The sequence below is a fragment of the Stenotrophomonas sp. AR029 genome, assembly GCF_047520695.2.
Lineage (GTDB): Bacteria > Pseudomonadota > Gammaproteobacteria > Xanthomonadales > Xanthomonadaceae > Stenotrophomonas > Stenotrophomonas sepilia.
This window is the reverse complement of the sequence record NZ_JAXBQQ020000001.1, coordinates 261361-275202: the sequence shown is the minus strand read 5'-3', so window position 1 is coordinate 275202 and position 13842 is coordinate 261361. Positions and strand designations below refer to the sequence as shown.

The 13842-nt window shown below is 66.3% G+C and carries 17 protein-coding genes; 7 read left to right on the top strand and 10 right to left on the bottom strand.

Annotation, left to right across the window (positions count from 1 at the left end; genetic code table 11):
- Nucleotides 1-68: 68 nt before the first annotated feature.
- From ACM0PB_RS01310 to ACM0PB_RS01300, 3 genes are all read right to left on the bottom strand, one after another.
- Nucleotides 69-1922, bottom strand: a complete 1854-nt coding sequence (locus ACM0PB_RS01310; RefSeq protein ID WP_053497830.1) for an ABC transporter ATP-binding protein — start codon at nt 1920-1922, stop codon at nt 69-71.
- 141 nt (nt 1923-2063) lie between these two features.
- Nucleotides 2064-2513 carry a carboxymuconolactone decarboxylase family protein gene (locus ACM0PB_RS01305; RefSeq protein ID WP_053497828.1) on the bottom strand — a complete coding sequence of 150 codons (450 nt, stop codon included), beginning with the start codon at nt 2511-2513 and terminating at the stop codon, nt 2064-2066.
- A gap of 36 nt (nt 2514-2549) precedes the next feature.
- Nucleotides 2550-3446 (bottom strand): RNA polymerase sigma-70 factor, encoded by an 897-nt coding sequence (locus ACM0PB_RS01300; RefSeq protein ID WP_065196642.1) that lies wholly within the window; start codon nt 3444-3446, stop codon nt 2550-2552.
- A 147-nt stretch (nt 3447-3593) separates the two neighbouring features.
- Between ACM0PB_RS01300 and ACM0PB_RS01295 the strand changes: the two genes are divergently transcribed.
- The 3 genes from ACM0PB_RS01295 (at nt 3594) to ACM0PB_RS01285 (ending at nt 6266) form a co-directional block, all read left to right on the top strand.
- On the top strand, nt 3594-5111 hold the full coding sequence (locus ACM0PB_RS01295) for a fumarate hydratase (protein ID WP_005417564.1): 1518 nt from the start codon (nt 3594-3596) through the stop codon (nt 5109-5111).
- Nucleotides 5112-5233: 122 nt separating this feature from the next.
- Nucleotides 5234-5572, top strand: a complete 339-nt coding sequence (locus ACM0PB_RS01290) for a hypothetical protein (RefSeq protein ID WP_414604914.1) — start codon at nt 5234-5236, stop codon at nt 5570-5572.
- 58 nt (nt 5573-5630) lie between these two features.
- Nucleotides 5631-6266, top strand: a complete 636-nt coding sequence (locus tag ACM0PB_RS01285) for a glutathione S-transferase family protein (RefSeq protein ID WP_065186067.1) — start codon at nt 5631-5633, stop codon at nt 6264-6266.
- Between the two features lie 73 nt (nt 6267-6339).
- Here ACM0PB_RS01285 and arsC read toward each other — a convergent pair whose 3' ends face one another.
- From arsC to ACM0PB_RS01270, 3 genes are all read right to left on the bottom strand, one after another.
- On the bottom strand, nt 6340-6681 hold the full coding sequence (gene arsC, locus ACM0PB_RS01280; protein ID WP_005417554.1) for an arsenate reductase (glutaredoxin): 342 nt from the start codon (nt 6679-6681) through the stop codon (nt 6340-6342).
- Complete coding sequence (locus ACM0PB_RS01275; RefSeq protein ID WP_171955554.1) at nt 6681-7835, bottom strand: phospholipase A; 1155 nt, start codon at nt 7833-7835, stop codon at nt 6681-6683. Before ACM0PB_RS01275 ends, arsC begins: the two co-directional genes overlap by 1 nt.
- 118 nt (nt 7836-7953) lie before the next feature.
- Nucleotides 7954-8439 (bottom strand): DUF456 domain-containing protein, encoded by a 486-nt coding sequence (locus tag ACM0PB_RS01270; RefSeq protein ID WP_171955553.1) that lies wholly within the window; start codon nt 8437-8439, stop codon nt 7954-7956.
- Between the two features lie 235 nt (nt 8440-8674).
- On the opposite strand from ACM0PB_RS01270, the gene ACM0PB_RS01265 reads away from it, so the two are divergent.
- The gene (locus ACM0PB_RS01265; protein ID WP_005417546.1) at nt 8675-8884 is read left to right on the top strand and encodes a cold-shock protein; all 210 of its coding nucleotides are present in this window, start codon (nt 8675-8677) and stop codon (nt 8882-8884) included.
- A gap of 73 nt (nt 8885-8957) precedes the next feature.
- Here the strand turns inward: ACM0PB_RS01265 and ACM0PB_RS01260 are convergent, their stop codons facing one another.
- A complete protein-coding gene (locus tag ACM0PB_RS01260; RefSeq protein WP_005417545.1) occupies nt 8958-9452 on the bottom strand; it encodes a glycine zipper 2TM domain-containing protein in 495 nt (164 codons plus the stop codon).
- A 136-nt stretch (nt 9453-9588) separates the two neighbouring features.
- Complete coding sequence (locus ACM0PB_RS01255; RefSeq protein WP_005417544.1) at nt 9589-10023, bottom strand: cytochrome c; 435 nt, start codon at nt 10021-10023, stop codon at nt 9589-9591.
- A gap of 79 nt (nt 10024-10102) precedes the next feature.
- Here ACM0PB_RS01255 and ACM0PB_RS01250 point away from each other — a divergent pair, with 79 nt between their 5' ends.
- Nucleotides 10103-10930 (top strand): tRNA threonylcarbamoyladenosine dehydratase, encoded by an 828-nt coding sequence (locus tag ACM0PB_RS01250; protein ID WP_065186068.1) that lies wholly within the window; start codon nt 10103-10105, stop codon nt 10928-10930.
- 77 nt (nt 10931-11007) lie between these two features.
- On the opposite strand, the gene ACM0PB_RS01245 is transcribed toward ACM0PB_RS01250, so the two are convergent.
- The gene (locus ACM0PB_RS01245) at nt 11008-11781 is read right to left on the bottom strand and encodes a TatD family hydrolase (protein ID WP_138952032.1); all 774 of its coding nucleotides are present in this window, start codon (nt 11779-11781) and stop codon (nt 11008-11010) included.
- The gene (locus ACM0PB_RS01240; RefSeq protein ID WP_005417541.1) at nt 11778-11993 is read right to left on the bottom strand and encodes a DUF6116 family protein; all 216 of its coding nucleotides are present in this window, start codon (nt 11991-11993) and stop codon (nt 11778-11780) included. Before ACM0PB_RS01240 ends, ACM0PB_RS01245 begins: the two co-directional genes overlap by 4 nt.
- 163 nt (nt 11994-12156) lie before the next feature.
- Here ACM0PB_RS01240 and ACM0PB_RS01235 point away from each other — a divergent pair, with 163 nt between their 5' ends.
- Together ACM0PB_RS01235 and ACM0PB_RS01230 are read left to right on the top strand one after the other, a co-directional pair.
- The gene (locus ACM0PB_RS01235; RefSeq protein WP_065178309.1) at nt 12157-12999 is read left to right on the top strand and encodes a glycine zipper 2TM domain-containing protein; all 843 of its coding nucleotides are present in this window, start codon (nt 12157-12159) and stop codon (nt 12997-12999) included.
- A 126-nt stretch (nt 13000-13125) separates the two neighbouring features.
- A complete protein-coding gene (locus tag ACM0PB_RS01230) occupies nt 13126-13668 on the top strand; it encodes a GNAT family N-acetyltransferase (protein ID WP_065186070.1) in 543 nt (180 codons plus the stop codon).
- Nucleotides 13669-13842 lie beyond the last annotated feature (174 nt).

Genomic DNA, 13842 nt, shown 5'->3' with positions numbered 1-13842 from the left:
CGAAAGTCGTCGGGGGTGATTCTATCTCAAATGAGACAAGTTCTCATTGGGCGGAACGAGAGGCGTTCTCAGCGGTAACCCGCCGCCTGCAGCTCGAACAGCTCGGCATAGCGGCCGCCCTGCGCCATCAGCTGCGCATGGGTGCCGCTGGCCTCGATCCGGCCATCGGCCAGCACCAGGATGCGATCGGCCATGCGTACCGAGGAAAAGCGGTGGGAAATCAGTACTGCGGTGCGATTATCCGCCAGTTCCCTGAACCGCTGGAACACCTCGAACTCACTGCGGGCATCCAGCGCTGCCGTTGGCTCATCCAGGATCATCACCTGCGCATTGCGCATCCATGCGCGGGCAATGGCGATCTTCTGCCACTGGCCACCGGACAGGTCCACGCCCTGCTTGAAGCGGCGGCCGATCTGCTGGTCGTAGCCGCCGGGCAGGTCGTCGATGACTTCCTCGGCCATGCCGCGTCGCGCCGCGTCAGCGATGCGTGCCTGGTCGTCCATCGCCTCGACCTGGCCGACGCCGATGTTCTCGCCGGCGCTGAGGTTGTAGCGCACGAAGTCCTGGAAGATCACCCCGAGGTTGGCGCGCAGGTCATCCAGGTCGTAATCGCGCAGGTCGCGGCCATCGAGCAGGATGCGGCCTTCGTCCGGTTCGTACAGCCGCGCCAGCAGCTTCACCAGGGTGGTTTTGCCGGCGCCGTTCTCGCCGACCAGGGCCAGCACTTCGCCGGCGTGCAGCTGGAAATCCAGGTGACGCACCGCCCACTGTTCGGCATCGGGGTAGCGGAAGCCGACGTTCTCGAATACGAAGCCCTGGCGGATCGGTTGCGGCACGCGCACGGCCCCATCGCGCGAGTGGATTTCCGGCTGGATCTGGAAGAACGAGAACAGGTCATCCAGGTACAGCGCCTGGCTGGCCACCTGCGAGAAGCCGATCAGCAGGCCTTCCAGCAGCTGGCGCAGGCGCAGGAAGCTGCCGGCGAGGAAGGTCAGGTCGCCGATCGAGAAGTCCCCGCGCACCGTGCGCCATGCGATGTAGGCGTAGGCGGTGTAATACCCCAGCGTGCCCAGCGCAGCCAGCAGCGTGCCCCAGAACGCGCGGCGCCGTGCCAGGGCGCGGTTGGCCTGGAACAATGCCACCGACAGGCGCCGGTAGCGCTCCACCAGGAAGCGGTGCAGGTTGTAGATCTTCACTTCCTTGGCCGTTTCCACGCTGGCGCCCAGCTGGCGCAGGTAGTCGAGCTGGCGGCGCTCGGGCGTCCACTGGAAGTTGAGGCTGTAGCCGGCCGCGTTGAAGTGCGATTCGCCGATGAAGGCCGGCACCAGTGCCAGCGCCAGCAGCAGGATCAGCCACGGCGCGTAGACCAGCAGGCCGACGGCGAGGCTGGCCACGGTGATCGCGTCCTGCACCTGGCCGAACAGCTGGCTCATCAGGTTCATCCTGCCCATGGTCTGGCGGCGCGCACGGTCCAGCTTGTCCTGCAGGTCCGGGTCTTCGAAATCCTCCAGGTCCAGCGTCGCGGCGTGTTCCATCAGGCGGATGCTGGTGGCGTTGGCGAACAGTTCGGAAAGCAGAACGTCGGCATAGCTGACCAGCCGGCCGAGCAGGTCTGAGGCGATGGCCAGGCCGAATTCCAGTGCCAGCAAGCCCAGCAGTGGATTGAGCAGGCCGCTGGACAGCGCCTCGCCCAGCGGCGGGAAGCCGGCATCGTGCTGGCTCAGGTGCAGGGCGCTGTCGATGATCAGCTTGCCGACGTAGAGCATCGCCACCGGCAGCAGCGCACGGATCAGGCGCAGCCCCAGGCTGGCCAGGGTCAGCGCCGGACTGGTCTTCCAGACCATGCGCAGGAAGGGGGGCAGATTGCGCATCGCCCTGAAGCGCTGGCGCAGGCTGGGTTTCTTCGCGGCGGCAGTAGGCATGCCGCCATTGTGCGCGCGCACGGCGTGCAGATGGGGTCATATGGGGTCAGATCCCTTTGCAGCGCAAAGGGCTCTGATCCCGCCACCGCGCCTCGGAGTCAGAGCCCTTCGCCATGCGAAGGGATCCGACCCCGCTCTCCGTTACGGCAGCGGTGGCAGCAGCCCCGCACCCAGCCGGTTCCAGGCATTGATCACCGCAATGCCCATGCTCAGGTCGCTGATGCCCTTCGCATCGAAGTGCGGTTCCAGTGCATCGAACGCCGCTTGCGACGGCGCTCCGTCGGTCAAGCGGGTCAGCGCCTCGGCCCAGCCCAGTGCTGCGCGTTCGCGCGCATCGAAGAAGCGGCTTTCGTGCCAGGCGGGCAGGGTGTCCAGCTTGCGCGGCTCGATGCCACCCTTGCGCAGCGCGGTGCCGTGCATGTCCATGCAGTAGCCGCAGCCGTTGAGCTGCGACACGCGCAGGAACACCAGTTCCATCAGGGTCGGGTCGATCGAGCTGTCATGCACCGCCTGGCTGGTGGCCAGCAGGCCCTTGAAGGCCTCGGCGGCCAGGCGGGTGTAGGGGACGCGGGGGAAGGTGTGATCGGACATCGTGGGCTCCACGGCGGCCACGATGGCCGCCTTTCATCACAAGGACGCCGCAGCGTCGTGGTGCGTGACAACCTTCGGCAATTTTTCTGGATTCAGCACGCTGTACACGTTGGCGATGCGACCATCGACCACTTCGATGGTGGTGATCGAGTGCAGGCGGTCACCCTGGAAACGCAGGATCGCCGGTTCGCCGTTGACGTAGCCCAGCTGCGCCGGATGCGCCGCGCCGCGGCGGGCGATGGCCCAGAACAGGCGGCCGATGCGTTCGGCGCCCAGCAGGGGCCGTACCGCCGCAGTGACTACGCCACCGCCGTCGGAGACCAGTACCGCATTGGCGTGCAGCAGGGCCTGGATCGCTTCGCTGTCGCCGCGCTGCGAGGCATCCATGAAGCGCGCCAGCAACTGCCGGTGCTGGATGGCATCGGCGTTGAAGCGCGGCCGTCCGGCCTGCAGGCGCTGCCGGGCACGGTGCACCAGCTGCCGGCAGTTGGCTTCGCTGTGGCCGATCAGATCGGCGATCTCACGGTAGTCGTGGTCGAAGGCCTCCTTCAGCAGGAAGGCGGCGCGTTCTTCGGGGCCGAGCTGTTCGAGCAGGGTCAGGAAGGCGACCGAGACCTCGTCGGCCAGCGCATGCAGCTGGGCCGGGCCGGGCGAGGGGTCAGGCTCCAGGGTGACCGCCAGCGGTTCGGCCAGCCATGGGCCGACATAGTGGACACGCTCGCGCTTGGCCGCTCGCAGGCGGTCCAGGCCGAGCCGGGTGGTGGTGGTGACCAGCCAGGCCTCTGCATCGCGGACGCTGGCGGGATCGGCGCCGGACCAGCGCAGCCAGGCGTCCTGGACCACGTCTTCGGCGTCGGCGCGGCTGCCGAGCAGGCGATAGGCCAGCGCCATCAGGCGCGGGCGGTGGGTCTGGAAAACGGTTTCGGCGTTCATGTGTGCAAGGACGCCGCAGTGGCGCGTGGCGTGACAGAGCGTCGGGGGGAATCTTGCCGGCCAGCGGCCGGCACTACCACCCCGGGGCCGGGGGAGGGGGTAAAATGGGCGGATTACCCCCGCCAGCCTCGAGCAAGCGAGCAAGCCGTGACATCGATCAAGCAGGAAGACCTCATCCAGTCCATCGCCGACGCGCTGCAGTACATCTCGTACTACCACCCGGTCGACTACATCAAGAACCTCGCCGCCGCGTACGAGCGCGAGGAGTCGCCGGCCGCGAAGGAAGCGATGGCCCAGATCCTGATCAATTCGCGGATGTGCGCCGAAGGCCACCGTCCGATCTGCCAGGACACCGGCATCGTCACCGTGTTCCTGGAAATCGGCATGGACGTGCGTTGGGATGACGCCACCATGGGCGTGGAAGACATGGCCAATGAAGGCGTTCGCCGCGCCTACATGCATCCGGACAACAAGCTGCGCGCCTCGGTGCTGGCTGATCCGGCCGGCAAGCGGATCAATACCAAGGACAACACCCCGGGTGTGGTCAACGTCAAGGTGGTGCCGGGCAACAAGGTCGACGTCATCGTTGCCGCCAAGGGCGGTGGTTCGGAAGCGAAGACCAAGTTCGCCATGCTCAACCCGTCCGACTCCATCGTCGACTGGGTGCTGAAGACCGTGCCGACCATGGGCGCCGGCTGGTGCCCGCCGGGCATGCTCGGCATCGGCATCGGTGGCACCGCCGAGAAGGCGATGCTGCTGGCCAAGGAGGCGCTGATGGAACCGATCGACATCACCGAGCTGCAGGCCCGTGGTGCCTCCAACCGCATCGAGGAGCTGCGCCTGGAGCTGTATGAGAAGGTCAATGCATTGGGCATCGGTGCGCAGGGCCTGGGCGGCCTGACCACTGTGCTGGACATCAAGATCAACGACTATCCGACCCATGCGGCCAACCTGCCGGTGGCGATGATCCCGAACTGCGCCGCCACCCGCCATGCGCACTTCACCCTGGATGGCAGTGGCCCGGTGATGCTGGACCCGCCGTCGCTGGAAGACTGGCCGAAACTGACCTATGACGCGTCCAAGGGCACCCGCGTGGACCTGGACACGATCACCCCGGAAGACGTGGCCAGCTGGAAGCCGGGCCAGACCCTGCTGCTCAACGGCAAGCTGCTGACGGGTCGCGATGCCGCGCACAAGCGCATGGTCGACATGCTCAACAAGGGCGAGGAACTGCCGGTCGACCTGAAGGGCCGCTTCATCTATTACGTCGGCCCGGTCGATCCGGTGCGCGACGAAGTGGTGGGCCCGGCCGGCCCGACCACGGCGACCCGCATGGACAAGTTCACCGAGCAGGTGCTGGCGCAGACCGGTCTGCTGGGCATGGTCGGCAAGGCCGAGCGCGGCCCGGCCGCGATCGAGGCGATCAGGAAGCACAAGTCGGCCTACCTGATGGCCGTTGGTGGTTCGGCCTACCTGGTGTCCAAGGCCATCAAAGCCGCCAAGGTGGTCGGTTTCGCCGACCTGGGCATGGAGGCGATTTACGAGTTCACCGTGCAGGACATGCCGGTGACCGTGGCGGTGGATTCCACCGGCGAATCGGTGCACAAGACCGGCCCGCGCGAATGGCAGGCCCGCATCGGCAAGATTCCGGTGGTTGTGGAGTAAGCCCTCCATCCCGGAGCAGACAACGGCGCCCCTGTGGCGCCGTTGTTGTGTGGGCAGAAGGATTAACGCGCCTGTAGCCTCTGTTCTGCTACGGTCGGTACACCCTCGCACAGGACGTGTCCATGGCGCTGCATCGGTTCATCGTGGTAGGCGTGCTGCTGGCCCTGGCCGGTTGCAGCACCCCGGCGTCATACGAAGGCGCGGATTTCCCAGCATCCGCGCAATGCCGCGTGCAGTGCCAGGCCGGCTATCGCAGCTGCATGGCGCAGAATGACTCCTTCGGCAGCCGCCAGAGCAACTGCGAGCAGCAGGTGGTGCCGGCGCCGGACAAACGCTGCAAGGACGTGGACAATCCGGACCTGCGCCGTGCCTGCGAACTGAAGACGCACGACTGCGCGATGCGCGCGCCGATGATGTCCTGTGGCGAGCGCCGGGATTCCTGCATGAGCAGCTGCGGCTGAGCAACGATCGCGCGCGTGGGCGCATAATCGGCTGATCCCCCTGCACAGGATCTTCCGCATGAGCACCACGCTGTATGGTTCGACCAGTACCGCCGCGCTGGTCGTGCACTGGCTGCTGATCGAGTTCGGCATCGAGCATGAACTGGTGCTGCTGGATTTCGACGCGCGCGAGCACAAGTCGGCGCAGTACCTGGCGCTCAATCCGGCCGGTGTGGTGCCGACACTGTTGATCGATGGCCTGGTACTGACCGAAGCGGCGGCCATCGCCCTGTACCTGGCCGATCGCCACCCGGAGGCCGGCCTGCTCCCGGTACCGGGCACGCCGCAGCGTGGCGATGCCTACCGCTGGATGTTCTGGTGTGCCAATACGCTGCAGCCGGCCTATCGGGCCTGGTTCTATCCGCATGAAATGGCCGGCCAGGCGAACGTCGAGGCCAGCCGCGAGAGGGCGCGTCAGCGGCTCGAAGCGGCCTGGCAGCACGTTGCCGCTCACCTGCAGGCGCACGGCCCGTACCTGCTGGGCGCCACGCCCTGCGTGGTCGACTACATGCTGGTGATGCTGATGCGCTGGTCGCGCAACATGCCCAGGCCCAGTGACACCTGGCCGGTGCTCAAGGCGCATGCCACCTCGATGAAGGCGCGCCCGGCGTTCGCCGAGGTCTACCGCCGCGAAGGCATCACCGACTGGCGGTAACCAAAAAAGGGGACGGAGGGAATTAAGTCGTTTGTGCACAAACGACTTAATTCCCTCCGTCCCCTTTTCCGGGCTATAGGATCTCCAGCACTGTTTCCGGTGGGCGGCACAGCCGCGTGCCCTTGGTCGTGCGCACCACGGGGCGATTGATCAAGCGGGGATGTTCGCTCATCGCCGCCAGCAGCGTGGCGTCGTCGGCGCCGTCCAGGCCCAGTTCGGCGAACAGCGCCTCCTTGCTGCGTACCAGTTCCTGTGCGTGCAGCCGGGATTCGGCCAGTACCTGGCGCAGCGTGGCTGCGTCCGGCGGGTTGCCCAGGTAGTCGATCACCACCGGCTCGAAGCCCGCATCGCGGATCAGTTTCAGTGCGCCGCGCGAGTTGCTGCAGGCCGGGTTGTGCCAGATCGTCACGTCCATCAGAACCACTCCAGCAGAGACACGCCCACACCCACGTAGGTGGCCTTGTGGTTGTAGTCGATCAGGCTTTCGCCGTAGCCGTCGAAGACCTGCACATGGCCACGCAGCAGGTTGCTGATCGGGAAGCCGTAGTCCAGCTGCAGCGCACCGTGCGAACGGCTTCCGGTGCGCAGTGAATGGCGCGCCATCAGCGAGACCTCATGCCCATTGCGGTTCCAGGTCAGGGTGGCGTCGCCGCGGCCCATGTAATCCTCGATGTCCGGATTGTTGTCTTCGCTGCGGCTTTCCGGAATGCGGTACCAGGGACGCAGCACCAGCGCCCAGTTCTCGCGGTCCAGGCCGATGTTGAGCATGACCCGGTTCCAGCTGCGTGACAGCGGGTCGGCGCGGCCATTGGACTGGTGGTTCAGCGCGATGCCGGTCATGCGCCCGCGCCAGCCACCGATCGAGTAGCCGTTGCGGAACACCATCATCACTTCCGGCTCGTAATTGGTTTCGCGGAACGGGCGCGAATCCTCGCTGTTGTAGGCCTGCCAGCGCGAACTCTGGGTGTAGCCGGCCCAGATGTCGCCGTTGTCGCCGAACAGGTTCTCGACGATCTTGGTCTTGAAGCTGATCTGGAACTTCAGCTCGGCACTGTCGAGTACCTGCGGGGTGGTTACGCTGTTGGCCGGGTTCGGCGAGTGCGGCATGGTGTTGCGATCGCTGGTCCAGAAGGCGGGCAGCAGGTACACCGGCTTGTAGGCGCGCAGTTGGAACGGCCCCAGCTTGGAGTCCTCGGCCAGTTCCCAGCGGCTGTCCAGCAGCGAACCGCGGCCGGCGTTGGCCAGCGCGCTGTCCGGCGTCGCCGGGCGGAACAGGTCGCTCACCCGCTCGCGCAGCTTTTCCTCGCCCTGGCTCACGCGCGCGGTCTCCCGTTCTTCGCGGCGGGCCTGTGCAGCCGCTTCGGCGGCAGCATCAGCGGCGGCGGTAGCCTCCGGGGTATGCCCGAACAGGCGGTCATAGCAGGCCAGCCGGGCCGCGTCGGTGGTAATTGCCGCGCAGGCGGCCGGTGAGGTATCGGCGGTGGGCGCGAACTCCTGCGCAGCCAGCGGTGCACTGGCCAGGGCAAGCGCCAGCGGCGCCAGACGGGGAAACAGCGTGGGGAGGGTCATTGCAGCAGGCCCTTCGATGAATTCGGGAATCACACAGTGTGGCGGCTGTGCCGGATCGCGGCCAGCCCCACGGTTTATGCACGGTCACAGCGTGCGCGTGGCGTGAAGGCCCGGTGGCTCAGAAGAACCAGGCGAACGCGAACAGGCCCAGCATCGCGATCACAACCGCCAGTTTCAGTGCCAGGCCAAGCAGGATGCCGAGCCAGGTGGCCAGACCGACCCTGGTCGAGCGGCCGAGTTCGCGGGTGTGCCAGTACTCGCCGAGCAGGGCACCGACCAGCGGTCCGGCGAACAGGCCGATGGGCATGAAGAACAGGCCGACGATGCTGCCGACGAAGGTTCCCCACAGCGCCTTGCGGCTGGCACCGACACGCTGCGCGCCGACCACCGTGGCCAGCACGTCCACCAGCAGCGAAAGCAGGGTCAGTAACCCAAGCGCGACCAGGGTAGGCCAGCCGACGTGGGCAAAGCCGTCGGCCCAGGCGGCCAGCAGCAGTCCGATGAACACCAGCGGGATGCCCGGGAGGGCCGGCAGGATGATGCCGGCGATGCCTATCAGGACAAAAATGACCGCTAGCAGATACAAGATGAATGAGAGTCCCATGCTGTCCCGTATGGAGTCCGTTTTGGGGTTGACAGTGAAAGATTTTGCCAGTTGCTTTTTCGTTTTGGCCGGGTTAAGTTGCAGTCGCTGAGCTTGGCAAGGTCACCGTGGATCGTGGCCTGATGAAGCAAGATCTTCCCGATCCGCTGCATCGATGCACCTCGCTTCCCCCTTGCTTGTCAGCCGCCCACCAGGCGTTTCCAACAACAAGAGAGAGTCAAAGGGAGTTAGTGAGATGGCTGATCGCGAGACCGGTACCGTAAAGTGGTTCAATGATGCGAAGGGCTTCGGCTTCATCAGCCGGCAGAATGGCGAGGACGTGTTCGTGCACTTCCGCGCCATCGAGACCCAGGGCTTCAAGAGCCTCAAGGAAGGCCAGAGTGTGAGCTTTGAAGTCGTGCAGGGCCAGAAGGGCCTGCAGGCTGACAAGGTCCAGCCGATGTAACACCTGCCGTCCGTCGGCATGAAAAAAGGCCCGCGCAAGCGGGCCTTTTTCTTTGCTTTTGGCCCGCTGCAGGTCAGCGCAGGATGACCTTGCCGTTGACCACGCGCACATAGGTGTTCTCACGGATGCCACCCAGGTCACGCTGGTTGACCACGATGGTGCGGCCATCATCCATGCGCACGCTGATGTCGTAGGTATCGCTGGTCACATTCTTCTGGATCTGGTTGCCGGCCAGGGCGCCACCGACTGCGCCTGCAGCGGCGGCAATGTTCTTGTTGCCACGGCTGCCACCGGTGTGGTCGGAGATTTCATGGCCGGCCACGGCGCCAACGATGCCGCCGAGGATCGCGCCGGTCGCGCTGGGCGCGGTGCGGCCCGAGGGCACGGTGTTGATGCGGGTGACGATGCCACAGTCCGCGCAGCGGCCCTGGTTGTAGCCGCCGTTGTTGCCGTAGCCGCCGTTGTTGTAGCCGTTGTTGTAACCACCGCCACTGTAACCGGGCGAGGTGGCACAACCGGCCAGCGCGAGGGTAGCGATGGCGCTGGCGGCGATGAGCTGGATCTTCATGGGGCGTCTCCTGGCCGTGAAGGCGGGTATGTTGGGTGGTACTGCGTCATGCAGCAGGGTGGACGAATCCTCTCCCTTCGAACGTGAACAACGCGCCAACCACGCACCCGATGCCCGGCTGCAGGATGAACGCGCCTCAGCGGAAATCCTGGTGGCAGGCCCGGCAATCGGCCTGCAGCGTTTCCACGAGCTGGGCCAAGGCCCTGCAGTCGCCTGGCGGTGCAGCCAGCGCCGTGTTGAGGTTGCCGCGAAGTCGGCTGGCGTGCTGCTGGAACTGCGTGCTGTCCTTCAGCCCGGGAAACGCCAGGTCCAGGTCATTGGACAACAGGCGTAGCGCCTGCAGCCGCGGCACGCTGTCGGCCAGGCTGCAGCGGTTCTGCTGCTGGGCCCGCTGCAGCAGCTGCGACTGCCGCTGCATCACCTGCATCAGGCTGTCCGGGAACGGGTCGCGACGCGCCTGCAGGGCGCGGCCTACCATCACCGTGGCGACCAGGCCGATCAGCAGGCCCAGGCACAGTACGAACAGGTAGCGATGGGCAGGGGACAGGCGGCGGGGCGGGCTGGCGTTCATGCGGGCTCTCCGGGCGTGCAACGGTGGGTTCGACGCCGGCGTGCTTTGGGGGCTGGCACCTGCACGTTAAAATAGCCCGATGAACGAACAGGTCAAACAACGCTTTGCCGGCATCGAACGGCTGTATGGCGTGGGTGCGCTCGAGCGCCTGCAGGGCAGCCGCGTGGCGGTGGTCGGCATGGGCGGCGTCGGCTCGTGGGTGGTGGAGGCGCTGGCCCGTTCGGCGGTCGGTCATCTGACCCTGATCGATGCCGACGACATCTGCGTGTCCAACACCAACCGGCAGCTGCCGGCGATGGAAGGCAATTACGGGCGCAACAAGGCCGAGGCGATGGCCGAGCGCTGCCGTGCGATCAATCCGGGGATCGACGTCGATGCCGTGCAGGCATTCCTGACGATGTCCAACATGGCTGAGCTGCTGGACCGCGGGTTCGATCTGGTGATCGATGCCTGCGACAGCTTCCGGGTCAAGGTCGAGACGATCGCCTGGTGCCGCCGCCGCAAGCTGCCGCTGCTGACCATCGGCGCTGCCGGTGGCCGCACCGACCCGACCCTGGTACGTATCCGCGATGTCTCGCGCACCGAGCATGACGCCATGCTGGCGCTGATCCGCAAGAAGCTGCGCAGCGAGTTCAACTTCCCGAAGAACGCCAAGCGCTATTTCGGCGTGCCGGCGGTGTATTCGCTGGAGAATGTGAAGTACCCGCAGGCCGATGGCAGCGTCTGCGGGATTCGTCCGAACCTGGGTGCCGATGCGGCGTTGAAGCTGGACTGCGGCGCCGGTCTGGGCGCGGCGACCCACATCACCGGCGCGTTCGCCTTTGCGGCGGTGGGCAAGGCGCTTGAGATGCTGCTGGAGCCGAAGAAGGCGAAAACCGAGGTGGCCGAGGCTTACGCCGACGCGTGACGGTGGTGCCGGCCGCTGGCCGGCATCGGGTTCGTCGCCGTCGTTACAGCGTGCCGGCCAAGGTCGGGCCCCCGCCGTCACATTGCCGGCAGCGCGAACAGCCGCCGTGCATTCTCTGTCGTGGCCTGTGCCAGGGCCTCCAGCTCCATTCCGCGCAGCGCGGCCACGTGCCGGGCAATGGTTGCCAGCCGTGCCGGTTCGTTGCGCTGGCCGCGGACCCCTGCGTCGGGCTGGTCGGGCGCGTCGGTTTCCAGCAGCAGCTGCTCCAGCGGCATCCCGCGTACCAGCCGTTGCAGGCGCTGCGCCCGCTCGTAGGTCAGCGGACCGCCAAGGCCCAGCAGGAAGCCGTGCCTGTGCAGTTGCGCGGCCTGTTCGGGGCTGCCGGAAAAACTGTGCACCACGCCGCGCAGGCCGCCGACGCGACGGATCGCGGCGATCACCGCATCCACCGCGCGTCGCGCGTGCACGATCACCGGCAGATCGAATTCTCGGGCCAGTTCCAGCTGACCGATGAAATACGCCTGTTGAGCCTCGGCATCCAGTCCTTCGACGAAGAAGTCGAGGCCGCATTCGCCGATCGCGCAGGGGCGTTCGCGCTCGATCCACTCGCGCAGCAGTGGCAGGTGCCCAGGCTGGTGATCGGCCAGGAACATCGGGTGCAGGCCGAAGGCCGGGTACAGCCCGGGCGCCTGCTGGCAGACCTCGCGCAGTTTCGGCCAGCTGGCAGCGGTGACCGCTGGCACCACCTGTTGGCGCACACCTACGGCCTGCGCCCGCTCGATCACCGCGGCACGGTCAGGGTCGAACGCGCTCGCGTCGAGATGACAGTGGCTGTCGACCAGCACGCTCAACGCTGTTCCAGCGGCGGTGGCGTGGTGGCGTTGCGGCTCTTCCAGTTCGCCAGCAGCAGCGTGCCGAAGCCCAGCACCAGCTCATCGATGAACGGGATCGGGTCCGGGATGAACAGCGTCAGCACGAACAGGCCGGCGGTGAGCTTGAACAGGGTGGGGTAGCGCAGCCGGCGCGCCCATTGCAGTACTGGCAGCAGCATCGGGTTGGCCATGGCGGGGATCCTCGTGGGGAATATGCAAACGCTACCACGGGCCCTGCATTTCCCGATGCTGAATGGGTTACAGCAATGAGCAGGAAATGTGGAGATTCCGTTCAGGCAGCGCGTGCTGCAATCTGTCCCGAGAACGTTGCGGATGGTCCGCAAGGAGCAGGTCATGAAAAGCACAACTACAACTGTCCTGGTCGCAGCGGGCGCGCTGCTGGTTGGTGGCATCGCCACCGCCGCCTTCATGAAGAGTGGCGACCGCTCGCCCGACTCCATCAGCGCCGCAACCCCCAATGGCGAGTCGCGCCTGGTCGATGGCAACGCCACCGACGATGGCGTACGTGGTGACAAGCTTGACCCGTCCGCGCCGCGCGGGCTGGAATATGCCGATGTGCTGAAGGTCGACCCGATCACCGAGAAGCAGAAGGCCTATGCCACCGTGATCGGCACCGATCCGGTGCGCGAGACCTCCACCACCCAGACTCCGCACGAGGTCTGCCAGGACGTGACGGTGCAGGAACGCCTGCCGGAGCGTGATGGCAACGTCGGCGGTACCGTGGTCGGCGCGGTGGTGGGTGGCCTGCTCGGCAACCAGGTCGGTGGCGGCAACGGCAAGAAGGCCGCGACCGCAGCCGGTGCGGTGGCCGGTGGCTTCATCGGCAACCAGATCGACAAGCGCCATGTGGGCGGCCGCGTGGTCAATCGTACCGAGCGCCAGTGCCACACCGAAACCGCAACGTCCGAGTCGAGCCGCGTCACCGGTTACAACGTGACCTATCGCAACGAAGACGGCACCACCGGCACCATGCGCATGGCCAGCAAGCCGGGCAGCCGCATCGCCATGGGTACCAATGATGTGGTGAAGGGCTACAACGTGACCTATCGCTATGATGGCGCCGAGAAGACCGTGCGCATGGACAACAAGCCGGCCAGCGATCGCCTGCCGGTGGTCGATGGCCAGCTGGTCACGCAGACCGCTGCTGCCGGCGCCACTGCGGCCACGCGCCAGTAATCCAGAACACCCTGCTGCACCCGACGGGCCGGCTCATGCCGGCCCGTTTCGTTGTGCGCACGGGCATTGATCCGGGGGGAAAGGGAATCGACCATGATGGATGCCCCCCTTCGACAAGGAGTCGGCATGAGCATCTTCGACCTGCGCCTGGAAACCGAGCGGCTGATCCTGCGCCCGCCGCTGCGCGAGGACTACGAACCGTACCTGGCATTCTGTGCCGACGAGGAAACGATGCGCACCCTGGGGGGTGTTCAACCGCCCTCGGTGGCATGGCGCGGCTTCTGCAGCCTGGCCGGCGCCTGGCAGCTGTTCGGCTTCTCGATGTTCAGCGTGATCGAGAAATCCAGCGGTGACTGGATCGGCCGGATGGGACCGTGGCAGCCGCAGGACTGGCCTGGAACCGAGGTCGGCTGGGGTATTCGGCATGCGAGCTGGGGCCGGGGCTATGCACCGGAAGCGGCGGTTGCTGCCATCGACTGGGCATTCGACACGCTGGGCTGGGACGAGGTGATCCACACCATCGCCGAGAACAACGACAACTCGAGGGCGGTCGCTCGCAAGCTGGGCAGCACGCTGCTGCGCATGGGAGAGCTGCCGCCGCCGTACAACGACAAGCCGATGCAGATCTGGGGCCAGTCGCGCGAACAATGGCGCCAGCGCGCGCGCTGAGCGTTGCCGGTAGTGCCGGCCGCTGGCCGGCAACCTCGATGTGGCAGGATTCGTGCGATTGCCGGCCAGCGGCCAGCGTTACCGTGTTGCCATGCTGCATCCGCGCTTGGCATTCACCGGCGGGCTTGCCAGACTGCGTGCAGCTGGCCGCCGGCCGGATCCGAGGAAGCAGGC